Genomic DNA, 21,115 nt, shown 5'->3' with positions numbered 1-21,115 from the left:
ACAATGAATATAAATGAATTTCCACAACAAGTAAATCAAGTTATTTCAATAGCAGAAACCATATTACAAGGTCAAATATTGGGGATATATTTATATGGTTCAGCAACAATGAATGGGCTGCGTCCAGATAGTGATATAGATATACTGATAATTACTAAACAAGAATTGAGTAATTCAATCAGAGCAGATCTAACAAAGCAATTATTGAAAATTTCTGGCTCCGTAGGCTGTATTGAAAAAAGACCTTTAGAGGTAACTATTATCAATCAATCTGATATTGTTCCGTTGCAATTTCCGCCAAAATGTCAGTATATGTATGGTGAATGGCTAAGGGGAGAGATGGAAGCAGGAGAATATCCGCAAGCCTGCAATGACCCAGATATAATGATTTTATTATGGCAAGCAAGAAAAAATAGCATAACTTTGAAGGGGGCGGAAAGCAAAGAGCTTATTCCCGCTATCCCATTTCACGAAATTAAAAAAGCAATTCGGTTTTCTTTACCTGGTTTGATTTCCAGCTTTAAGGGTGATGAAAGAAATGTGTTATTAACCTTATCACGAATGTGGTTTACTTTAGTAACAGAAGAAATCACGACAAAAGATGTTGCCGCAAAATGGGTAATTTTAAAATTGCCGGAGAGATTTCCCCCCTGCTAACAACGGCAAAGGAAGCTTATTTGGGAAATTTGTCTGATGAATGGGAGACAGTAGAAAAGGAAGCGATGGCACTTGTAGAATATATGAAAAAACAAATTGAGGAATTACTTAGAACAGAGTAGCAAAGTTAGCGGGGCCAATCAACGGTCAAGATGAACGGCGCATAAATGCGCCGCCGTTGACAGTCCCGCCCGTCTTTGCTGATGGGCAATCAAGGCGGGAAAGCCCTAAAATGGCTTCCCGCCCATTTCAATCTTGAGAGAAGAAACGCTCCAAAATCAGAAAGAGAGCGGTAAATCTGAATTGCGAGGGAGAATGTAGATGAATCAAGGAAGAATTATTGTGATTACAGGTTCGCCGGGAACAGGAAAGACAACAACTGCGTCGATTGTCGCAAAAGAATCGAACATGGATAAATCTGTGCATATGCACACAGACGACTTTTTTCATTATTTAAGCAAAGGAGCAATACCGCCGCATTTACCAGAGTCCAACGAACAAAATTTAGTTGTCATTGAAGCCTTTTTAGAAGCTGCAAAGCGCTATGCCCGCGGCGGATATGATGTAATTGTAGATGGAATTGTCGGGCCGTGGTTTTTAGAACCATGGAGAGCCCTTGTTCGAGAAGATTATGAAGTACACTATATTGTTTTAAGAGCCAGTAAAGAAGAAACTATGAAACGAGCTGTGGAACGCTCAAAATTAGACAGAAAAACAAATGTTGAATTAGTAGAAACAATGTGGGAGCAATTTTGTAATTTGGGGATATATGAATCGAATGTTATAGAAACGACAACCTATTCTATCCAAGAGGCTGTTTTGGCAGTAAAAGAAAAAATTTCAAGTGGAGCCGCATTGTTATCTTAAACGCTTTCTAAAAATCGAAATTTCATTTATCAGAGAAATAGCAAAGCCAGCCGGGGTAGTCAACGGTCAAGATGAACGGCGTATTTCATGCGCCGCCGTTGACAGTCCCGCCTGTCTTTGCAGATGGGCAATCAAGGCAGGAAACCCCTAAAATGGCTTCCCGCCCATTTCATTATGAGAAAAGAAACGCTCCAAAATCAGAAAGAGAGCGGCCAAGCACTTTGAGGGATTGGTCGCCTTGTTCACCCATTCAGCGGGACGGCGGGTGGCGGTCAAGGCCGGGTGTAAGCCCGTTCATTTCAGCCTTGACGGTTGCCCGCTGTCCTGTTACTTTTCCGGGAGTGTAGCCACAACTTCGGGACACTTTGTCCACAAGTCGGAGCGTAGGACGAGGGACGGGGGATTTCATATACGCCCAGTCTGCTGTTGAAACCAGACCTGTGCTTACGGCTCTACGCCACGCAAGCACAGCCCTGTTTTCCTGCCGCTTCAAATGCCCTTGCCCTCCCCGGCGGCAACGGCATTTTCACGGCAACGCCGACAGAGCGTATAACACACTACACTTTGCTTCGCAGAGTCGTGTGCCAAATGGGGGCGTTGCCCCCTTTGGAAACCCCCACAAGAAAAGGCGGTACGCTACCCCTCCACGGGGCGCATACCGCCTTTTCTTGTTATCCAGCCCTCCGGCTGTATCGGTTGAGCAAAAGTCAGCGTGGGATTGATGTGGTATCTTTATCTAAGTGAACCCCCGGTTTCCCATTTCGAAACGGCTGCCTTTGACACGCCCAGGAAAGCTGCAAGGTCGTCCTGGGTGATGCCGAGACTGCGGCGTTTATTAATCAATATTTCGCCAAGATGTATTTCTTTCACGATCCTGCACCTCCTGATTGTACACTGACGCTGCGGTATCCGCTTTTTATTCTGCTTTCATTTTACGGGAAACAGATGCAGATTACAATGGAATCAAATTCGATTTTGGTAGATAAAATCAACTGTAAGTTAACCACCGCGGACGTATTCTGCGTGAGGCTCTTGAACGAAGCTTTACAGCGTAGTAGAATGTAAATAAAATCGTATCGGGACGGCGGAAGGTTATATTTCACCGCCCCGGTGAAGAAGCATGTTTTTATGTGCAGCATGCCGGAAAGGACGGGTATATATTATGAAATCAATTACAGTATATTTTTCACGGGCAGGCCAGAATTATGTAAACGGAGAGATCAAAGAACTAAAGACCGGAAATACAGAAACTGCGGCCCTTCTACTGCAGAAAGAAACCGGATGTGAACTGTTTAAAATTGAACCGGCTGTAAGCTATTCTGAGATTTATTCCGAATGTGTGAAGGAAGCGGTGGCTGATATGAAAAGCGGCGCGAGACCTGAACCTGTCTCCTGGCCGGAAAATATGGAGCAGTATGACACGGTCTATCTTGCGTATCCGAATTACTGCGGGACGATGCCGATGATCCTGTTTACATTTCTTGAAAAATATGACTTTACCGGAAAGAAGATATGTCCTCTCTGTACAAATGAGGGGAGCGGTATGGGGCGCAGCGAGGAGGACATAAAAAGGCTCTGTCCCGGCGCAGACGTGAGAAAAGGACTTTCCGTGCACGGCGCGGAAGCGGAAATGGCGGGGGATGCAATCAGGAGCTGGCTGGAGACATGCGGCTGATTTTGTGTGACGATGATGCATCCTTTCTTTCAATGTTAAGCGCAAGAATCAGGGACGGATTTTCAAGAGACGCAGAGATCCGGACATGTACGGACGGAAACGCACTCATGGAAGAAATATCTGCCGCCCCCGCCGATGCGGTGTTCCTTGATATTGATATGCCGGACGCGGACGGATTTTCCCTGGCGGAACAGATCAGGAAAAAAACGCCGGGATGCATGGTCGTTTTCTGTACCTGCCATAATGAACTGGTCTATGAATCTTTCGAATATGAACCGCTCTGGTTTCTGTGCAAAGACCGGCTGGAAAACAGCCTTGGCCCGGTTCTTGCAAAGATTGAAGAAAGAACCCGAGCAGCGCAGAAAGAATATATTGTCCGTGCGGGAAGCATGCTTAGAAGAGTGAGCTGCGAAGATATTCTGTATGTGGATGTGCAGAAACATAAGGTGAGGCTGCATCTGAAGAATGAGACAGTGGAGTTCCGCGGACGGCTTTCAGACGCTGAGGAAAATCTTCCGGAACGGGATTTTGTGAAGATCAACAGCGGGAATATCGTCAATCTTAAGTGGGTCAGCAGTATCCGCGGTTCGGAGATCATACTGGAAAACGCAGAGACGCTGGCGGTCAGCAGAAGCGCCAGGAGAATGGTCAGGGATGCGTTTTACAGTTATCTGGAGGAGATGTGAAAAAGAGATGGTTTTAATGATGTTTGAGTCTGGAATTAACGCATTCCAGGCTTTTCTTATCATATGGCTGACGACAAAATATCTGGGAAAAAGATACGGAGGTTTTAAGGGAAAGGCATCAGAGGCTGCCGCTGCAGTATGCCTGTTTCTGGCGCTCAGTGTCTCCGGCCTTTCGGGTGGAAATAATATCGGACTTACACTGCTTGGAATGGCTCTTCCGGTGCTGGCATCGTTTCTGTACTCTACAGCGGCGCTTTGCGGTACATGGAAGAAAAAGCTGGCAGCCGCTGTCCTCTTTACAAGTCTGGTCCCGATCATATCAGTTCTTCTCCTGGGACTGATTCTGGCGTTTGTCATCACACTTTTTGCGGGCACAAAGGAAAATCCGGAGGCGGTTGCCGTCTGGTCTTCGGCGGGAATCCTGGTGATTGATATGGCAGTATATGCTGCGGTTTACGCAGTGATGAAAAACAGAGAGAAAAAAAGACTGGAGGAAGAACTGATAAGGCAAAGGTATGCGGCCCAGGAACGTGACATGGAGCAGATAAAGGAGCTGTACGGACATCTGCAGCGCACAAGGCATGACGAAAAGCACCATGTCCTTCTTCTGAAATCCATGCTGGAGGACGGCCGCGCGGAGGAGGCGCTTGACTACCTGGACAGGCTCGCCGGTTCAGAACGGATGCCGCACGCGGATAAGGTGTTCTGCAGCAATATGACGGCAAACTATGTGATCAATGCAAAGGCTGAAAAGATGGAGCAGAAAGGAATATGCTTTTACTGTATTGTCTGCGGAAAGATTGAAGGAATATCAGATGTGGATCTTAATATCATACTTGGTAATCTGTTTGACAATGCGATTGAAGCATGTGAAAAGGTTTCAGAAAAGAGTATTTCCCTGTCAGTGAAAAGACGGCGGCAGTATCTGGTGCTGCGGATGGAAAACACTGCCGGGGAGGACGCGGCAGAACTTGACGGGCGGGAGATAAAAACGACCAAGAAAGATAAGGAACATCACGGATACGGGCTGGAGTCTGTAAAAGAAGCGGCGAAAAGATATGACGGCAGAGTGAGCATCCGCGCGGAAAGAAGCCTGTATAAAGGTGTGGAACCGCTTTTTAAAGTCACAGTCAATGTGATATTCGATACAATGACGGGAAGTACGGTAAAAATGCATGACAAAACAGGACGGATATAGAACAGTTTGGGCCATACGATTGAAACGCGGACAATGGAAATATATTCTGTATATATATTAATGCGGTGATGGTTTAGGAGGAAAAGGATGCAAAAATTTGTAAGCTGCAGAAACGTTTCCATGTCGTATGGCGGAGGGCAAAGCGCTCTGAGCGGGCTTTGCTTTGATATAGGGAAAGGAGAAAATATCGGCCTTATCGGCCCTATCGGTTCAGGAAAGACAACATTGATCCGCTGTCTCGCAGGTGTCCTTCGCATCTCCGGCGGGATAATGGAGTGCTGTGTTTCCAGGGAAAAAATCGGGTATATGCCGTCCGCGGGAGGCCTTTTGAACTGTCTGAGCGCGCGGGAAAATCTGGAGATCTGGTTTCGTGCCCGGCACGTCCCTGAAGACGACAGAAGATATCTTGCGGAGACGCTAGGGATAGAAAAAATACTTGAAAGAGAGGCAGGACTGCTTTCGTCGGGGATGAAAAAGGCGGTCCTTTTTGCCTGCGCCGTCGCGGGGCATCCTCCCTTTGTTCTTCTGGATGAACCATTTGTCCATCTTGATATTGAAAGATGTATGTGTATTCAGAAAGTAATTCGGGAGTATCTAAAGGAGAGTACTGTCGTTGTGTCATCCCATAACCTGGAATATCTGGAGGAAATCACAGACAGGCTGCTGATTCTGCGAAATGGGAGGAAAATTGAACTGGCTTCCGGGCAGGATCTGAGAGAAAAGTATGGCGCAGACGCGCACGATGAGCTTGGGAAACTGTATCTTAGAATTGCGGCAGATGAAGAAGGCAGAAACAGCAAAAAAGGAGGGGAACGGCAATGAGGAACGCTGTTTTCAGAGAATGCAGGCTGATATGGATATTCAGGCGGTCAGCTGTTTTTATTATGATTCTGGCACCTGTGATTTTTTATCTTCTTCCATATGCAAGATCTTTAAGAGGCGTGACAGAGCTTGAATCGGAAATTCTTGCCGCGTCAGGGCTGTTCGGGACTACTGCCTACATGATATTTTATATTGTTTATGAAGTGATGAAATGTGAACGGGAATCGAAGTCTCTGGAGATGGCGGCAGCCTTCGGCGGAATCGGAAAGGTTGTATGCGCAAAAAGCGCTGCGGCAGCAGGAACAGGACTGCTCTGCGCACTTTCCTTCTATGCTCTAAGCTGCCTGCTCTGGGGAAGGAACGACCTGTTTTCGGCTTCGCTTTTGGGAATCAATGCGGCGAATGCCCTGATTTACGCTTTTTTTGCGGTGTCTTTGCTGTGCCTGAGTGACGGTATGGCTGTATATTTCGTGATTGCCTCCTTTCCTGCGGTCTGTCTTACGATTGGGCTGATCGGGGAGAACAAGATTACAGCCCTGTTCCTTTTAGCAGAGGCGGCAGCTGCGTTTGCGGCACGGGAAATGCTCAAAAAGCAGATGGAGAGAGGAAAGGCGGGATGGCTGAAATAGACGCTGCGGATAAATTCATGCTATATCAAATAGTGGCTTGTATTAAATAATTAACAGCAGTATTATACTACATGAATGCAGCAGCAATAATTTCTTCTGCCCCTTGTACAATGACGCTGTAAGAAACATAACGAAAAATCTGCAGATGGAGGGAAAAACACATGAATGAAAAAAGACTGGAACAATTTGAAAAAATGCTCGCTGCCGTGCAGACAGAGTACGCTTCCATTGTCCGGCAGATGGAAGAACTGAAGGAAAAAGGCAAGATAAAATCTGTGACTTACCAGCAGCTTATGACGAGAAAACTGACTTATCAGAACATGCTTTCCATGTATGATCTGTATGATCTGACAGAGAAACACCCGGTCTGACAGGCGGCATATTCCAGGAAGCAGCAGGAAAAAGAAAACAGATTCAGAGGAGATACACAGACAAATGATACGATTGCTTGCAGTTGATATGGACGGAACCTGTCTGAATCCGCTGAGCGCAATGACAGACGGTACAATCAGTGCTTTAAGAGAAGCGGCAGCAAGGGGAGTCATCATCGTACCCGCGACAGGGCGCAACCTGCTCTGTCTGCCCCACCGGCTGGCAGACGGTACAATACAAAAGGCAAATGGGCCGGATGGAGAGAAAAACCGGGGACTGTTCCGGTACGCTATTACCTCGAACGGAGCAAGGGTGACGGATATTCAGTCAAAGAAAACGATGTTTCATTCCATGCTGAAAAAAGAGACTGCCCTGTCTGTTCTGGAAGACTGCCGGGACATGAAGCTTGGAATCGCTTCGCATATCAAAAACAGATACCTGATCCAGGGGCGCCCGTTTGCGTTTATGGGCCGGGTGATTTACGGAAAAGATGCCGGAGGCGTATGCTGTGTGGATGATATGTGCAGAATCATACGGAACAGCCGGTATGACGTGGAGGAACTGCAGATATATTTTCTCTCACCAAAGGCAAAAGAAGAAGTGAAGAGAAGACTTGATCCGCGAAAAGAGATCAGCGCGGCCTATACCTCGATTTATGTGGAAATCTTTTCCGCGGAGACGTCAAAAGGACATGCACTCTCGATGCTGGCGGAAGAACTCGGGATCAACAAAAATGAGATCGCGTGTATCGGCGACGGCGAGAACGATCTGTCGATGTTCCGGGCAGCAGGGCTGAAGATCGCCATGGGAAATGCGGTGTCAGAGCTGAAAGACGCGGCAGATTATGTGACCGCTTCCAATAAAAAGGACGGCGTGGCAGAGGCAGTGCGGAAGTGGGTTTTGTAAAGAAAGTGTGAAAAAAGTGTGAAAGGGGACGTAGTGAAATTCAATTTGACTACGTCCCCAAATGGGTTATAATATCGATTTTACATGGTCGATTTCTGCCTGAGTCGCCTTCTCCGCCGGCACGTAATAGCTTCTCTCGCGCGCCGCGTCATACATCTTCTCCTGAGACATTTCGCACTGGTTGCGTATCTGCTTTAAGCACTGTTTCAGCTCTTTGTTTTCGGTCTGGGCAATCATATCGCCGAACAGTTTCAGTTCACCGTTTATGCCGACAAGCGCGTCGGACACCATTGTCTTTTCATCCATTTTTCTGCACCTCACTGTTAGAATATCTGTGTATTGACGTTTGCTGTTTTTATTTCCCGCAAACTCCGCGTCGGAAAGCACCTACAGAAATTTCATGAGTTCCTGTTTGTTTTTCATGGCAGAATCTGCTGCATCCTGGAACAGTTTTTTGATCTCAGGGTCCTCGGTTTTGGATGCATAGTCGGTCATCTTGCAGTGTGTGGTTGTGTATCCGCCGATGAGATGACGCAGATTCTGAAGATCGAGAATTGATATCTCTGACATGGCTGTTACCTCCTTGATAATAATTTCAGAGTTTATTATGTCCCGGCCGTCCTGAATTTATGAGTGCGTGGGAGATAAATTCGTGGAAAAGAGTCCGCATTTCAGGGGAGATTCTGTACATACATTCGGGATGCCACTGTACGCCCAGAGCGAACGGGTGAGACTTAAGCTCAATTCCCTCGACAGTTCCGTCCTGTGCCCGCGCGCAGACGTCCACACCCTTTCCGGGAAAATTGACAGCCTGGTGATGAAAACTGTTTACATAAAGCCGGGAACCGATATATTTGTGAAGGAGGCTTCCGGGCTCTGTATGGATTCTGTGGCTGACCTCGCTGCGGGAAGACGTCTGCTGCATGTGGTCGAGGACTTTCCCGGGCATTAAAGACATGTCCTGCCAGATTGTTCCTCCGCACGCCACACTTAAAATCTGCATTCCGCGGCAGACTGCCAGAACCGGTTTTTCTGTTTTGAGGACGTGCTTCATGAGACGAATCTGGAAAAGATCCACCGTGATATCCGTTCTCCCGTTTCCCTTTACAGGTTCCTCGCCAAAGAGCAGCGGTGTGATGTCTCCGCCGCCGCAGAAGAGAAAACCGTCGAAAATCTTTGTGTATTCATCGATCAGGCGGTCGCTTCTTACCAGAGGAAGTATGAGAGGAACACCTCTTGAGTAGCGCACGGACTGAATATACGGATTGGTGACAAACTGTCGGTTTTCTTCAAGCCCGCAGACAACGATTCCGATTTTAGGTTCCATAATCGCGCTCCTTGCAGTTGTTTTTATCTGTTAAAGTATACGCAGAAATAAGATATTATACATAAATTTTAAAATTTCGGAATAAGAGATCAGTAGTTTATAGACTGATAAGCAAAAGGAGAAAATATGAAATGGATCGATATGCACTGTGACACACTCAGTGAGCTGGAAAAAGAAACGGCAGCAGAAAGCCTGCAAAAAAACGCAGGGCTTTGTGTGGATGTGGAGAGGCTTTTAAATGCAGGAAGCCGCGCCCAGTTTTTTGCCTGTTTTGTTAATGCCGGCAGAATGAATATGGACTGGGAACTTGCGTGGAAGGAGGTTCTGCGGTTAATTGACAGCGCTTATAAAGAGGAGAATGAACAGTTTTACATTGTCCGTTCCTCAGAGAAAAATTATCCGTTTTTAACGTCTGATAAAAAACTTGCGGGAATACTGACTGTGGAAGAAGGGGGAGTTTTAAACGGAATGGCCGGGAGGCTGGAACAGCTGCACTCCCTTGGGGTGAGACTGATTACACTGACATGGAATTATAAAAACTGTATCGGAAGCCCTAACAGCCGGGACGCAAAAGTTATGGGGGAAGGGCTTACCGGGTTTGGGATGGAGACAGTGGAGCGGATGAACCGTCTGGGAATGATCATCGATGTCTCCCATCTTTCTGATGGCGGCTTCTGGGACTGCATCAGGCAGAGCAGAGCGCCGGTTGCGGCTTCTCATTCAAATGCAAGGAGTCTTTGCGGCCACCCGAGGAATTTGAGTGATGAGATGCTCCATGCTCTCGGAGAAAACGGCGGAGTTGCGGGACTGAATTTCTATTCTGCGTTTCTGGTTCAGAATACTCGCCGATCCGGAGAAAACGGAAGTAAGAAAGGAGTGGAAAGTCTCAGGGCATCAGCAGCGGATATTGCCCGGCACGCAAAATGGATGATCGATAAGGCGGGGGAAGACGCGGTCGCACTCGGCACGGATTTCGACGGTTTTGGTATGCAGGCGCTTCCCGAGGGGATGCGCGGGGTACAGGATATGGAAAAGGTGTGGAATGCATTTGAAAAAGAAGGGCTCACGCCCCGCCAGATTGAGAAGATTGCATATCAAAATGTAATGCGGCTGATGAGAGATGTTTCCTTTGGACATCTCTTGTGATAAAATGAAAACGCCGGGTCTGCTCCGGCGGCAGAATGAGAGAAAAGAATGACAAAGAGGAGGTTATTCATGGAAAACAAAAGAATCATTCAGGTGGAAGAGAAGGTGCCCTTTAAACTTCTGGTTCCGTTGAGCATTCAGCACATGTTCGCCATGTTCGGCGCGTCAGTGCTTGTGCCGTTTGTGTTCGGAATCAATCCGGCGGTCGTGCTGTTTATGAACGGAGTGGGAACGCTTCTCTTCATCCTGATTACAAAAGGACGGGCGCCTGCTTATCTGGGATCAAGTTTTGCGTTTCTGGCCCCTGCGGGAGTCGTGATTTCAAAGTGGGGATATGAATACGCGCTGGGAGGATTCGTCGTCGTCGGATTTCTGGGCTGTATTCTGGCAGTGATTGTCTGGAAATTCGGTTCTGACTGGATCGATGTGGTGCTCCCGCCGGCGGCAATGGGACCGGTTGTCGCTCTGATCGGTCTGGAACTTGCGGGAACTGCCGCGTCAAATGCGGGACTTACAGATGAGGTGATTGACAGCAGAAATGTGATCGTATTTCTTGTGACCCTTCTGACTGCGGTACTGGGCTCTGTTCTGTTCCGCGGCTTTCTGTCAGTGATCCCGATCCTGATCGCGATCATTGCGGGATATGTGGCAGCTCTTGCGTGCGGTATTGTAGACTTTGAGCAGGTGGCAGCGGCATCCCTGTTTTCGATCCCGAATTTTTCCACACCGAAATTTAAGTGGGAAGCCATCGTGATTCTTATACCGGTACTGCTCGTGATCACGTCCGAACATATCGGCCACCAGATTGTAACGAGTAAGATTGTGGGAAGAGATCTTTTAAAAGATCCGGGACTTCACCGCTCCCTTTTTGCGGACAACTTCTCCAGTATGATTTCCGGACTGATCGGATCTGTCCCGACGACCACATACGGGGAGAACATCGGTGTCATGGCGATGACAAAGGTCTACAGCGTGTACGTGATCGGAGGTGCTGCGGTGCTGTCGATTATCTGTTCCTTTATCGGTAAGATGACGACGCTGATCAATACAATACCGGGGCCGGTAATCGGCGGCATCTCGTTCCTTTTATACGGAATGATCGGAACATCCGGTATCCGGATTCTTGTGGAGTCTCAGGTGGACTACAACAAATCCCGGAACATGGCAATGACATCCGTGATCTTCGTAGTCGGTCTTTCCGGAATCAACGTTCAGTTCGGCAGTATTCAGCTTTCGGGAATGGTTCTGGCCTGCGTGGTCGGCATGCTGATGGGACTGATGTTCTTCGTGTTTGACAAATTAAAGCTTACAAATGACAGAGAAGAGGAATAACCCGATTCATAAAAACTTAAGAATCTGTTTAAAAAATCCATCGCATGCAGGGAATAAAATATCTGACATAAGAATACTTCGGGCAGCTGTTCCGTGTATGGAACAGCATTCCGGAGACAGCGATGGAGGAGACCGATGTCAGGCAGAAAGAAATTTACAGATTATGAGTATGAAGGCAGGAGAAGCGGTTATAGAAAGAAGAAGCGCAGAGGAAAGAAGATCCGGAATCTGTTTGTGATTCTGCTTGCAGTTGTACTGGTGTTTCAGATAAAAAATATTGTGTCGGAAGGCACAGTGCCGCAGCTTGCATTTCTTACTGACGGAAAGGCAAGGCAGGTTATGGAAAACGCGGATCAGTATCCGGCGGATCTGGTGGAAATAGTGAAGAATAATCCGGAGACTGCTGAGTTCGTGCTGGATTATCCGGAAAAGAAAGATCAGGCCCCGGCAGATACAGTCGGGGAACTGACCGGCGGGATTCCCCTGCTCCTTCAGTGGGATGAGCGTTGGGGCTATACCATTTACGGTGATAATTATCTTGCAGTGAACGGATGCGGCCCGACGGCAGTCGCCATGGTGGCGGCAGGTCTTACAGGAGATAACACAATCACGCCCTGTAAAGTGGCCCGGTATGCGGCGGAACAGGGATACTATACCGGAGAATCCGGCACGAGCTGGGACCTGATGACGTCAGGAGTACAAAGGTTTGGAATTTACGGGGAAGAGATGGGGCTTTCCGAAAGTGAAGTCATGGCGGCGCTTGAGAGCGGGTGTCCGATCATATGCAGCATGCGGCCGGGCGATTTTACCACAACGGGGCATTTCATTGTGCTGACAGGTGTGGAGAACGGAAAAATCAGAGTCAATGACCCAAACAGCAGAATCCGCAGTGAAAAGCTGTGGGATTATGACACACTGGAATGGCAGATCAGCAATCTGTGGGTATACAGTCTGCTGTACTGAGCAATGGAACCGGGCAGAAAAAGTATTCTTTAGAACTTTTTCTGCCCGGTTTGCCTGTGCTTAACGGCCGGTTATTTTTTTTGAGCGTTTTTTAAAAACAGCTCAATTGTGTGCGTCAGCGCTGTTCTGCTATACTGATATCAGATAAAAAGATGTTGGATGAAGAGAAAATCGGATGAAAACAGGTATCGGAAGGAGGACTGCGATATGCCGGTTAACACGGTGATACGTACAAAGAGAAAAGAACTGGGACTTACACAGGAACAGGTGGCGCAGCGGCTTGGAGTATCTGCTCCTGCCGTAAACAAGTGGGAGAGCGGAAGCACATATCCGGACATTACGATTTTGCCAGCGCTGGCGCGTCTGCTTGAGACGGATCTGAATACACTCCTCTGTTTCAGGGAGGAACTGACGGAACAGGAGATTGTACGCGACATAGAGGAAGTGGCCGGAACTGTGAAAGAAAAGGGGATTGAGGCAGGCTTTGAGCTGGCAGAAAGAAAAATGAGGGAATACCCGAACTGTATGGAGCTGATTCAGGGGCTGACTACATGTCTTGAGGGGTCTGTGATTTTATACGGCGGAAAAGAGATGGAGTATAATCTTGATAAATACAGGAAAAAAATAGTTGCATACTATGAATTTGTCTTTCGGAATGCAAAAGAAGGCAGAATAAAAAACAGCGCCGCTTACATGCTGGTGGGAAAATATGTGGGGCGTGAGCAATATGAACAGGCAGAAGAACTCATAAACATACTTCCTGAAAGGGAAGCGGATAAGAGAATACTCCAGGCCAATGTACTTCAGTGTCAGGGAAGGCTTTCTGAGGCTGCAGAGATTCTGGAGGGCAAGATCATCGGGGATGTCAATGAAATTCATATCGCGCTTGACAGACTGATGGATATAACGATGGATGAGGGAAATGAGGCGGATGCGGAGAAGATCGCGGATATCGGAAGCCGGATGGCGGAACTTTTCTCTCTTTGGGGATATAATTCGATACTGCTTCCCATGGAACTGGCTGTAAAGAAGAAAGACATCCGCGAAAGTGTCAGATATATCAGAGAAATGCTGGAGAGATGTGTCGCGCCGACGATGACTTCCTCAGAAAACACAGCAGAACAGTCGGTACTGATGCGGCATATCAGTTCCCGAAGAGAAGAAAAAAACACGGGAGAAAATGCCAAAGGAGATGCTTATGCAGATATTGCAGCCACAGTGGTGCGTGCACTTCAGTTTTCTCCAGAGTATGAATTCCTCAGGGAGGATGAAGAGTTTCAGTCTCTGATGGAAGAGTACAGCAGAAAATATCAGGACGGGGAAACAGCAGGGCTGAGTTCAGAGTAAAGAACAGAATAGCGTCAGTGTACAAAAACTGCCGTACCGGCCGGAGAACATTGGGATTCGTTGCTCCGTGCCGGTGCGGCAGTTCTGCTTTTGCAGCTATGTAAAAATGAAATTACTGCTGTTTTGAATTTTCAAGTTCCAGTTTCTTCATCGCGCGGACTTTGAGCGGCAGACCGAACAGATTGATAAATCCGTCTGCATCGTGGTGATCATAGAGATCTCCTGTTGTGAAGCTTGCCAGTGACTCGCTGTACAGAGAATACGGGGAAGTCTCACCTGCTTTGATGATGTTGCCTTTGTAAAGCTTAAACTTCACTTCGCCGGTCACATACTGCTGGGTCACATCGACAAATGCCTGGATTGCTTCGCGCAGAGGAGTAAACCATTTGCCTTCGTAGACAACCTGTGCAAGCTTGTTGCCCATCTCTTTTTTCACTTCATAGGTGGCACGGTCAAGAACAAGCTCTTCAAGCTGCTCGTGAGCCGCCATAAGGATAGTACCGCCCGGAGTCTCATAGACACCGCGGGACTTCATTCCGACAACACGGTTTTCCACGATATCGATGATACCGATACCGTGCTTTCCGCCCAGTGTATTGAGCTCGGAGATGATCTCGGATACTTTCATTGCCTTGCCGTTTAATGTCTTCGGGATACCGGCCTCAAAAGTCATTGTCACATATTCCGGCTCGTCAGGCGCTTTCTCCGGTGATACGCTAAGCACAAGAAGATCATCATAATTCGGCTCAACAGAAGGATCTTCCAGTTCCAGACCTTCGTGGCTGATATGCCACAGATTGCGGTCGCGGCTGTAACTGTGTTTCGTATCAAAGGGAAGGTCAATTCCGTGCTGTTTGCAGTACTCGATCTCGTCTTCACGGGACTGCATTGTCCACACATCTGTCATACGCCATGGAGCGATGATCTTGATATCCGGAGCCAGCGCGCGGATGCTTAGTTCAAAACGGATCTGGTCATTGCCTTTTCCCGTAGCGCCGTGGCAGATTGCGACAGCTCCTTCCTTGCGGGCAATCTCAACAAGCTTCTTTGCGATGACAGGGCGGGCCATAGATGTTCCGAGAAGGTATTTGTTCTCGTATACAGCACCTGCCTTTACACACGGCATGATGTACTCATCGCAGAATTCGTCAATAATGTTTTCGATATATAATTTAGATGCGCCGGAGAGCTTCGCACGCTCATCCAGTCCGTCAAGCTCATTTCCCTGTCCGCAGTCGACACAGCAGCAGATTACCTCATAGTCGAACTGCTCCTTAAGCCACGGGATAATTGCGGTTGTATCAAGACCGCCGGAATATGCCAGAACTACTTTTTCCTTACTCATTTTAAATGCCTCCTGAATGTATTTTTATAAATTATGCCGCGCAGCGAAACCTGCCGGCATTTTCAGTGATAGATGTTCCGCTTTCATAAGCTACAACATACTATACACTACAATTTATAAATATGCAAGAGGAAATTATAAAAAATGAAAGATATGCAAAAATGAAGCGATAAATGCATAAAAATGCAATTAAAACGACTAAATATACAATGGAAAGACAGCGGGGACAGAGTTGGAAAGAACGGAATGTACTATGCCTGCCAGAAGGAAACGTTTCAACCCGAAACCTGAAAAAAGAAAGGACAGAAAAACTGTAAAGAACTGCTGATACCGGCGGAGGGAAATGCCGCCGGTATCAGACAATTTGTATAGAATTATGTTACTGTAACTGAGCGAGTTTGGCTTTCAATTCCTCAATCTCCCGATCTTTTTCAGACAAAGCAGCATCCCTCTCTCCAATGATCTGTCTCTGCTTATCGATCTCCTCCTGCATCGTATCAATCATATACTGTACCGTATTCCGGTCCAGTTCCTGCAATTCTTTGGAAAACATACTCATCACCTTCTCCGTATTCAGGCACAGCGTATAGATTTCTTCATAATACGTCCGGAACTGGGGATATTTTTCGATCAGCCTGATTATCCATTCCGGATCATCTGAACTTAAGAAAACGAGCCATGCCTCAAGTTTACTGTTGATATCTTTATTGTGGAGAATCTTCCGGCAAATGTCAAGCGGAATGAAGGCGTATTCCTGGAGAAGATTAATCTCAAGGCCAGTGTCAGTTTTGGGGCGGGCACGATGGATACAGTCATTCGGAAACTGATGGAATTCCATAGGACTTTTGTCATAGAAGATAATAGTATAGACTTTTTTGATATCCCGGTAGCTGAATTTCTTTCCTGCCTTGTTCCTCTCACTTCTTATCCGTTTGTACTGCCGAAGGAGCAGATCTGCAGAGTAACAGGCGGCGCGCTGCCCCGGGAACATGTATCCCTGCCGCTGAATTTCGATGTTGGCCAGGCTGCGGTTCTCCAGTTCCACAACGATATCCATAATCACAAGTGAAGTTTCTTCCGCGATGTGCGGCGATTCGTTGGGAAGGACATTGAGAATGCGGATCTTCTGGTTCAGGATCAGGGAGAGCAGTTCATTCAGCCGTTCCGGGACTGCGGCTGGATCCATGACTTCTTTAAAGAATGCATCGTAAAGGATTTTTACTCCCTTTACTCCGGTGCAAAAGTCGAGAAATTCGTTCTGCTGGTCTTCATTCCAGCCGTGATAGATATTCCGCAATGGATCATTTCGGGAGATTTCGTTGAGAAGCTCTTCCCGAGTGCGGATCATGGAAAAGTTTTTCTGCAACATGTTTGGCATAGGCATTTCCTCCGTTATATGCCATAGTATCAGATGCGATTCAGATTCATTTAACAGAATATCTGATAATATTGCATCGGTCTTTTTTTGTATGAAAACTGATGATACTAAGGTTGAATCAAAGGTAAATAAGTTCCGTTCATCGTCGGGTAAGTGCTTCGAACTGAAGCTCCGAAAATGAGAAGCCGTAAAGGCTGTGATATTCGGCGGCAAGAAACGCCGCCGGTATCAGAAATATTTGTATTTATGTGTTACTGCAGTTGAGCGAGTTTTGCTTTTAATTCCTTAATTTCCTGGTCTTTTTCAGATAAAGCAGCTTCCTTTTCCAGAAGAGCAGTCTTTTGTTGAGACAAAGCAGCCTCCCTCTCTACAATGATCTGTCTCTGCTTATCAATCTCATCCTGCATCGTATCAATCATGTACTGTACCGTATTCCGGTCCAGTTCCTGCAATTCTTTGGAAAACATACTCATCACCTTCTCCATATTCAGGCACAGCATATAGATCTCTTCATAATACGTCCGGAACTGAGGATATTTTTCGCTCAGCCTGATTATCCATTCCGGATCATCTGAACTTAGGAAAACAAGCCATGCCTCAAGTTTACTGTTGATATCTTTATTGTGGAGAATCTTCCGGCAAATGTCAAGCGGAACGAAGGCGTATTCCTGGAGAAGATTAATCTCGAGGCCAGTGTCGGTTTTGTGGCGGGCGCGATGGATACAGTCATTCGGAAACTGATGGAATTCCATAGGGCTTTTGTCATAGAAGATGATAGTATAGACTTTTTTGATATCCCGGTAGCTGAATTTCCTTCCTGCCTTGTTCTTTTCGCTCCTTATCCGTTTGTACTGCCGAAGAAGCAGATCTGCAGAGTAACAGGCGGCACGCTGGCCCGGAAACATGTATCCCTGCCGCTGAATTTCGATGTTGGCCAGGCTGCGGTTCTCCAGTTCCACAACGATATCCATAATCACAAGTGACGTTTCTTCCGCGATGTGCGGTGATTCGTTAGGAAGTACATTGAGAATGCGGATCTTCTGGTTCAGGATCAGGGAGAGCAGTTCATTCAGCCGTTCCGGGACTGCGGCTGGATCCATGACTTCTTTAAAGAATGCATCGTAAAGGATTTTTACTCCCTTTACTCCGGTGCAAAAGTCGAGAAATTCGTTCTGCTGGTCTTCATTCCAGTCGTGATAGATACTTCGCAATTGATCATTTCGGGAGATTTCGTTGAGAAGCTCTTCCCGAGTGCGGATCATGGAAAAGTTTTTCTGTAACATGTTTGGCATAGGCATTTCCTCCATTGGACGTTTACAGTATAAACAGCAGTGAGAGAACATCAAATCCAACAAAATACCGTTTTACAAGGCAGTTTGAAATGGAAAATCCGTATGAAAAGCTGGTAATACCGAAACTTAATGAATCGAGAATTAAAAAGTTGTTCGTTCATCGTCGGGTAAGTGCTTCGAACTGAAGCTCCGAAAATGAGAAGCCGCAAAGGCTGTGATATTCGGCGGCAAGAAACGCCGCCGGTATCAGAAATATTTGATTTATGTGTTACTGCAGTTGAGCGAGTTTGGCTTTTAGTTCCTTAATTTCCTGGTCTTTTTCGGCAAGATCAGCCTCCTTTTCCAGAAGAGCAGCATCCCTCTCTCCAATGATCTGCCTCTGTTTATCAATCTCTTCCTGCATCGTATCAATCATATACTGTACCGTATTCCGATCCAGTTCCTGCAATTCTTTGGAAAACATACTCATCACCTTCTCCGTATTCAGGCACAGCATATAGATCTCTTCATAATACGTCCGGAACTGAGGATATTTTTCGCTCAGCCTGATTATCCATTCCGGATCATCTGAACTTAGGAAAACAAGCCATGCCTCAAGTTTACTGTTGATACCTTTATTGTGGAGAATCTTCCGGCAAATGTCAAGCGGAATGAAGGCGTATTCTTGGAGAAGATCAATCTCGAGACCAGTGTCGGTTTTGTGGCGGGCGCGATGGATACAGTCATTCGGAAACTGATGGAATTCCATAGGGCTTTTGTCATAGAAGATGATAGTATAGACTTTTTTGATATCCCGGTAGCTGAATTTCCTTCCTGCCTTGTTCTTTTCGCTCCTTATCCGTTTGTACTGCCGAAGAAGCAGATCTGCAGAGTAACAGGCGGCACGCTGGCCCGGAAACATGTATCCCTGTCGCTGAATTTCGATGTTGGCCAGGCTGCGGTTCTCCAGTTCCACAACGATATCCATAATCACAAGTGAAGTTTCTTCCGCGATGTGCGGCGATTCGTTGGGAAGGACATTGAGAATGCGGATCTTCTGGTTCAGGATCAGGGAGAGCAGTTCGTTCAGACGCTCCGGGACTGCGGATGGATCCATGACTTCTTTAAAGAATGCATCGTAAAGGATTTTTACTCCCTTTACTCCGGTGCAGAAGTCGAGAAATTCGTTCTGCTGGTCTTCATTCCAGCCGTGATAGATATTCCGCAATGGATCATCTCGGGAGATTTCATTGAGAAGCTCTTCCCGAGTGCGGATCATGGAAAAGTTTTTCTGCAACATGTTTGGCATAGGCATTTCCTCCGTTATACGCCATAGTATCAGATGCGTAATGATAAAACTGATGATACTAAGGCTGAATCAAAGGTAAATTAGTTCCGTTCATCGTCGGGTAAGCGCTTCGAACTGAAGCTCCGAAAATGAGAAGCCGCAAAGGCTGTGATATTCGGCGGCAAGAACACCGCCGGTATCAGTAAAATAAAAATAGCACAGGGCTGACAGAAATGCAATCAGAAAATATGTTTGGCACCTGTTTGCATTCATGTGATAACCGAAATTCATGCGTATAAAAGAAGAGATACATTGCAACAAATCAAGGGTTTGTATGTTGTCATACAAGTTGTAAATGAAGAAAAGGTAAAACGGAAAACAGAAAACAATATTTGCGCATAATGTACAATAAAAATAATTAAAATTGTGTATTATAATGAAAAATAAATAAAAGCATTGACAAAATAAAAACGATGGAGTATTAATATAGCATGAGCTGTAATACAGCAGACAAGTAGCAACATACAAAGATAAAGGAGGATGAAAAAGGAACAAAGAAGAGACAATAAGAACAGTCAGAAAATTGGTAACAGTAGTTTGAATTCAGGCGCTGAAAAGGAAAAGCGCACTTATGGGAGGTAACGATGAAAAGAAGATTTTTAAGTATTTTCCTGGCGAGTGTTATGGTGATGGGGCTGGCAGTTGGATGCGGATCATCAGGAACTGAGAGTACGGATTCCGGAAGCGAAAGCTCTGATGAAAGCAGTTCCGACGGAAAAAGCATTTCTCTGCTTCTCACATATTCGGAGGAGAAGACAGAACTGTATCAGTGCATCGATGATTTTACTGCTGAGACAGGTATTGAGGTTGAAGTACAGTATATGCCTCTTGAAGATTCGAGAAGACAGATCAGTACAATGGTGGCAAGCAACAGTCTTCCGGATGTAATGGACGTAGACAATACAGATACTCAGAACTACGTGGAGATGGGAATTCTTGCAGATCTTACTGATCGGGTAGAGAGCGAAATTGAGACGGATCAGTATTATGAAGGTGTACTTGAATCACAGCAGGTGGACGGCAAGTATTACGGACTTCCGTTTACAGCAAACAACCTTTGCCTCTACTATAACCAGGATCTTCTGACTCAGGCTGGTGTGACAGAAGTGCCGACTACCTGGGATGAACTTCTGGCAGCATGTGAACAGCTTAAGGCAATCGGAGTATACGGCTTCGGCGTTGCCGGAAATCAGTCTACAGATACAACGTTCCAGATGTGGCCGTTTATCTGGGGAGCAGGAGCAGATGAAACTTCCATCGATTCTGATGCTACAGTGGAAATGCTTGAATTCTATCAGACACTTGTAGATAACGGATATATGAGCACGGAAGTTGTAAACTATGCATCCGGCGACAACGCAAACCAGTTTACAGCAGGAAATACAGCAATGATCATCGATGGACCGTGGAGACTGAGCTCAATTCAGTCAGATGCGTCCTTTGAGTATGGTGTTGCAGCTATTCCGGTAAAAGAAGAAGGCGCTGAACAGATTACAGTGCTTGGCGGTCACAATTTTGCAATTACTGACGGAGACAATGTTGACGCAAGCTGGGAGTTCGTAAAATATATGAATCAGCCGGAAGTTATGCAGAAATACAGCGAGGCTGAGAATTATATCCCGTCCCGCAGAGATGTTTGCGAGAATTCTGAATATTTCAAATCAGATGATCTGAGTACATTCGTATCTGCAATGGAGTATGCAAAGCCGATGCCGAAGAAAGACTATAACAGCATCAGTGATATCCTGATTCAGATGTGGCAGAAGGTTGTTCTTAACCAGGCAGAGCCGGCTGATGCAGCGAAAGAGGCGGGAGAAGCTATAAATGCGCTTGAATAACAGACTGA

21 protein-coding genes and 1 pseudogene are annotated in these 21,115 nt (G+C 46.5%); 14 read left to right on the top strand and 8 right to left on the bottom strand.

Going from position 1 to position 21,115, the window contains the following annotated elements; all coding sequences use genetic code 11:
• Window positions 1-3 precede the first annotated feature (3 nt).
• Together ant(9) and LKD70_RS02705 are read left to right on the top strand one after the other, a co-directional pair.
• Window positions 4-779, top strand: a pseudogene (gene ant(9), locus LKD70_RS02710) (aminoglycoside nucleotidyltransferase ANT(9)).
• Between the two features lie 199 nt (window positions 780-978).
• Window positions 979-1,524, top strand: coding sequence for an AAA family ATPase (locus tag LKD70_RS02705; RefSeq protein ID WP_087308756.1), 546 nt, complete (start codon window positions 979-981; stop codon window positions 1,522-1,524).
• A gap of 732 nt (window positions 1,525-2,256) precedes the next feature.
• On the opposite strand, the gene LKD70_RS02700 is transcribed toward LKD70_RS02705, so the two are convergent.
• Window positions 2,257-2,394 (bottom strand): helix-turn-helix domain-containing protein, encoded by a 138-nt coding sequence (locus tag LKD70_RS02700; RefSeq protein WP_407690887.1) that lies wholly within the window; start codon window positions 2,392-2,394, stop codon window positions 2,257-2,259.
• Between the two features lie 292 nt (window positions 2,395-2,686).
• Here LKD70_RS02700 and LKD70_RS02695 point away from each other — a divergent pair, with 292 nt between their 5' ends.
• From LKD70_RS02695 to LKD70_RS02665, 7 genes are all read left to right on the top strand, one after another.
• A complete protein-coding gene (locus LKD70_RS02695) occupies window positions 2,687-3,199 on the top strand; it encodes a flavodoxin (protein ID WP_227706518.1) in 513 nt (170 codons plus the stop codon).
• Window positions 3,190-3,885, top strand: a complete 696-nt coding sequence (locus tag LKD70_RS02690) for a LytR/AlgR family response regulator transcription factor (protein WP_227706517.1) — start codon at window positions 3,190-3,192, stop codon at window positions 3,883-3,885. The genes LKD70_RS02695 and LKD70_RS02690 overlap by 10 nt, the downstream gene beginning before the upstream one ends.
• A 7-nt stretch (window positions 3,886-3,892) precedes the next feature.
• On the top strand, window positions 3,893-5,083 hold the full coding sequence (locus LKD70_RS02685; protein ID WP_227706516.1) for a sensor histidine kinase: 1,191 nt from the start codon (window positions 3,893-3,895) through the stop codon (window positions 5,081-5,083).
• Between the two features lie 87 nt (window positions 5,084-5,170).
• On the top strand, window positions 5,171-5,905 hold the full coding sequence (locus LKD70_RS02680) for an ATP-binding cassette domain-containing protein (RefSeq protein ID WP_227706515.1): 735 nt from the start codon (window positions 5,171-5,173) through the stop codon (window positions 5,903-5,905).
• Window positions 5,902-6,534, top strand: a complete 633-nt coding sequence (locus LKD70_RS02675) for a hypothetical protein (protein WP_227706514.1) — start codon at window positions 5,902-5,904, stop codon at window positions 6,532-6,534. The genes LKD70_RS02680 and LKD70_RS02675 overlap by 4 nt, the downstream gene beginning before the upstream one ends.
• 161 nt (window positions 6,535-6,695) lie before the next feature.
• A complete protein-coding gene (locus LKD70_RS02670) occupies window positions 6,696-6,905 on the top strand; it encodes a hypothetical protein (RefSeq protein ID WP_227706513.1) in 210 nt (69 codons plus the stop codon).
• Between the two features lie 64 nt (window positions 6,906-6,969).
• A complete protein-coding gene (locus tag LKD70_RS02665; protein WP_227706512.1) occupies window positions 6,970-7,812 on the top strand; it encodes an HAD-IIB family hydrolase in 843 nt (280 codons plus the stop codon).
• Between the two features lie 66 nt (window positions 7,813-7,878).
• Here LKD70_RS02665 and LKD70_RS02660 read toward each other — a convergent pair whose 3' ends face one another.
• The 3 genes from LKD70_RS02660 to LKD70_RS02650 all read right to left on the bottom strand — a co-directional run bounded on the left by LKD70_RS02660 (window position 7,879) and on the right by LKD70_RS02650 (window position 9,139).
• Window positions 7,879-8,118 (bottom strand): spore coat protein, encoded by a 240-nt coding sequence (locus LKD70_RS02660; RefSeq protein WP_227706511.1) that lies wholly within the window; start codon window positions 8,116-8,118, stop codon window positions 7,879-7,881.
• Between the two features lie 81 nt (window positions 8,119-8,199).
• The gene (locus tag LKD70_RS02655; protein WP_227706510.1) at window positions 8,200-8,382 is read right to left on the bottom strand and encodes a hypothetical protein; all 183 of its coding nucleotides are present in this window, start codon (window positions 8,380-8,382) and stop codon (window positions 8,200-8,202) included.
• Window positions 8,383-8,407: 25 nt separating this feature from the next.
• Window positions 8,408-9,139 (bottom strand): gamma-glutamyl-gamma-aminobutyrate hydrolase family protein, encoded by a 732-nt coding sequence (locus LKD70_RS02650; protein WP_227706509.1) that lies wholly within the window; start codon window positions 9,137-9,139, stop codon window positions 8,408-8,410.
• A 126-nt stretch (window positions 9,140-9,265) separates the two neighbouring features.
• Between LKD70_RS02650 and LKD70_RS02645 the strand changes: the two genes are divergently transcribed.
• The 4 genes from LKD70_RS02645 (at window position 9,266) to LKD70_RS02630 (ending at window position 13,927) form a co-directional block, all read left to right on the top strand.
• Window positions 9,266-10,285, top strand: coding sequence for a dipeptidase (locus tag LKD70_RS02645; protein WP_227706508.1), 1,020 nt, complete (start codon window positions 9,266-9,268; stop codon window positions 10,283-10,285).
• A 69-nt stretch (window positions 10,286-10,354) separates the two neighbouring features.
• Window positions 10,355-11,617 carry a uracil permease gene (uraA, locus tag LKD70_RS02640; protein ID WP_227706507.1) on the top strand — a complete coding sequence of 421 codons (1,263 nt, stop codon included), beginning with the start codon at window positions 10,355-10,357 and terminating at the stop codon, window positions 11,615-11,617.
• A gap of 135 nt (window positions 11,618-11,752) precedes the next feature.
• The gene (locus LKD70_RS02635; RefSeq protein WP_227706506.1) at window positions 11,753-12,580 is read left to right on the top strand and encodes a C39 family peptidase; all 828 of its coding nucleotides are present in this window, start codon (window positions 11,753-11,755) and stop codon (window positions 12,578-12,580) included.
• Between the two features lie 207 nt (window positions 12,581-12,787).
• The gene (locus LKD70_RS02630) at window positions 12,788-13,927 is read left to right on the top strand and encodes a helix-turn-helix domain-containing protein (RefSeq protein ID WP_227706505.1); all 1,140 of its coding nucleotides are present in this window, start codon (window positions 12,788-12,790) and stop codon (window positions 13,925-13,927) included.
• A gap of 112 nt (window positions 13,928-14,039) precedes the next feature.
• Here LKD70_RS02630 and LKD70_RS02625 read toward each other — a convergent pair whose 3' ends face one another.
• From LKD70_RS02625 to LKD70_RS02610, 4 genes are all read right to left on the bottom strand, one after another.
• Window positions 14,040-15,272, bottom strand: coding sequence for an argininosuccinate synthase (locus tag LKD70_RS02625; RefSeq protein WP_227706504.1), 1,233 nt, complete (start codon window positions 15,270-15,272; stop codon window positions 14,040-14,042).
• Window positions 15,273-15,651: 379 nt separating this feature from the next.
• On the bottom strand, window positions 15,652-16,650 hold the full coding sequence (locus LKD70_RS02620) for an Rpn family recombination-promoting nuclease/putative transposase (RefSeq protein ID WP_227706503.1): 999 nt from the start codon (window positions 16,648-16,650) through the stop codon (window positions 15,652-15,654).
• Window positions 16,651-16,901: 251 nt separating this feature from the next.
• A complete protein-coding gene (locus LKD70_RS02615; protein WP_227706502.1) occupies window positions 16,902-17,942 on the bottom strand; it encodes an Rpn family recombination-promoting nuclease/putative transposase in 1,041 nt (346 codons plus the stop codon).
• Window positions 17,943-18,210: 268 nt separating this feature from the next.
• Complete coding sequence (locus tag LKD70_RS02610; protein WP_227706501.1) at window positions 18,211-19,230, bottom strand: Rpn family recombination-promoting nuclease/putative transposase; 1,020 nt, start codon at window positions 19,228-19,230, stop codon at window positions 18,211-18,213.
• 623 nt (window positions 19,231-19,853) lie between these two features.
• Here LKD70_RS02610 and LKD70_RS02605 point away from each other — a divergent pair.
• Complete coding sequence (locus LKD70_RS02605; protein WP_227706500.1) at window positions 19,854-21,107, top strand: sugar ABC transporter substrate-binding protein; 1,254 nt, start codon at window positions 19,854-19,856, stop codon at window positions 21,105-21,107.
• Window positions 21,108-21,115 lie beyond the last annotated feature (8 nt).

The sequence above is a fragment of the Ruminococcus turbiniformis genome, from assembly GCF_020687545.1.
Lineage (GTDB): Bacteria > Bacillota > Clostridia > Lachnospirales > Lachnospiraceae > Mediterraneibacter > Mediterraneibacter turbiniformis.
The sequence above is the reverse complement of the archived record's forward strand: the minus strand, read 5'-3'. Positions and strand labels throughout refer to the sequence as shown.

Excerpts from the sequence above, each read along its gene's own strand:
- LKD70_RS02705 (WP_087308756.1), top strand. The coding sequence starts at position 979 with ATGAATCAAGGAAGAATTATTGTGATTACAGGTTCGCCGGGAACAGGA.
- LKD70_RS02630 (WP_227706505.1), top strand. The coding sequence starts at position 12,788 with ATGCCGGTTAACACGGTGATACGTACAAAGAGAAAAGAACTGGGACTT.
- LKD70_RS02685 (WP_227706516.1), top strand. The coding sequence starts at position 3,893 with ATGGTTTTAATGATGTTTGAGTCTGGAATTAACGCATTCCAGGCTTTT.
- LKD70_RS02660 (WP_227706511.1), bottom strand. The coding sequence starts at position 8,118 with ATGGATGAAAAGACAATGGTGTCCGACGCGCTTGTCGGCATAAACGGT.
- LKD70_RS02605 (WP_227706500.1), top strand. The coding sequence starts at position 19,854 with ATGAAAAGAAGATTTTTAAGTATTTTCCTGGCGAGTGTTATGGTGATG.
- LKD70_RS02645 (WP_227706508.1), top strand. The coding sequence starts at position 9,266 with ATGAAATGGATCGATATGCACTGTGACACACTCAGTGAGCTGGAAAAA.
- LKD70_RS02670 (WP_227706513.1), top strand. The coding sequence starts at position 6,696 with ATGAATGAAAAAAGACTGGAACAATTTGAAAAAATGCTCGCTGCCGTG.
- LKD70_RS02615 (WP_227706502.1), bottom strand. The coding sequence starts at position 17,942 with ATGCCAAACATGTTACAGAAAAACTTTTCCATGATCCGCACTCGGGAA.
- LKD70_RS02690 (WP_227706517.1), top strand. The coding sequence starts at position 3,190 with ATGCGGCTGATTTTGTGTGACGATGATGCATCCTTTCTTTCAATGTTA.
- LKD70_RS02675 (WP_227706514.1), top strand. The coding sequence starts at position 5,902 with ATGAGGAACGCTGTTTTCAGAGAATGCAGGCTGATATGGATATTCAGG.
- LKD70_RS02625 (WP_227706504.1), bottom strand. The coding sequence starts at position 15,272 with ATGAGTAAGGAAAAAGTAGTTCTGGCATATTCCGGCGGTCTTGATACA.
- LKD70_RS02635 (WP_227706506.1), top strand. The coding sequence starts at position 11,753 with ATGTCAGGCAGAAAGAAATTTACAGATTATGAGTATGAAGGCAGGAGA.
- LKD70_RS02680 (WP_227706515.1), top strand. The coding sequence starts at position 5,171 with ATGCAAAAATTTGTAAGCTGCAGAAACGTTTCCATGTCGTATGGCGGA.
- uraA (WP_227706507.1), top strand. The coding sequence starts at position 10,355 with ATGGAAAACAAAAGAATCATTCAGGTGGAAGAGAAGGTGCCCTTTAAA.
- LKD70_RS02610 (WP_227706501.1), bottom strand. The coding sequence starts at position 19,230 with ATGCCAAACATGTTGCAGAAAAACTTTTCCATGATCCGCACTCGGGAA.
- LKD70_RS02620 (WP_227706503.1), bottom strand. The coding sequence starts at position 16,650 with ATGCCAAACATGTTGCAGAAAAACTTTTCCATGATCCGCACTCGGGAA.
- LKD70_RS02665 (WP_227706512.1), top strand. The coding sequence starts at position 6,970 with ATGATACGATTGCTTGCAGTTGATATGGACGGAACCTGTCTGAATCCG.
- LKD70_RS02650 (WP_227706509.1), bottom strand. The coding sequence starts at position 9,139 with ATGGAACCTAAAATCGGAATCGTTGTCTGCGGGCTTGAAGAAAACCGA.
- LKD70_RS02655 (WP_227706510.1), bottom strand. The coding sequence starts at position 8,382 with ATGTCAGAGATATCAATTCTCGATCTTCAGAATCTGCGTCATCTCATC.
- LKD70_RS02695 (WP_227706518.1), top strand. The coding sequence starts at position 2,687 with ATGAAATCAATTACAGTATATTTTTCACGGGCAGGCCAGAATTATGTA.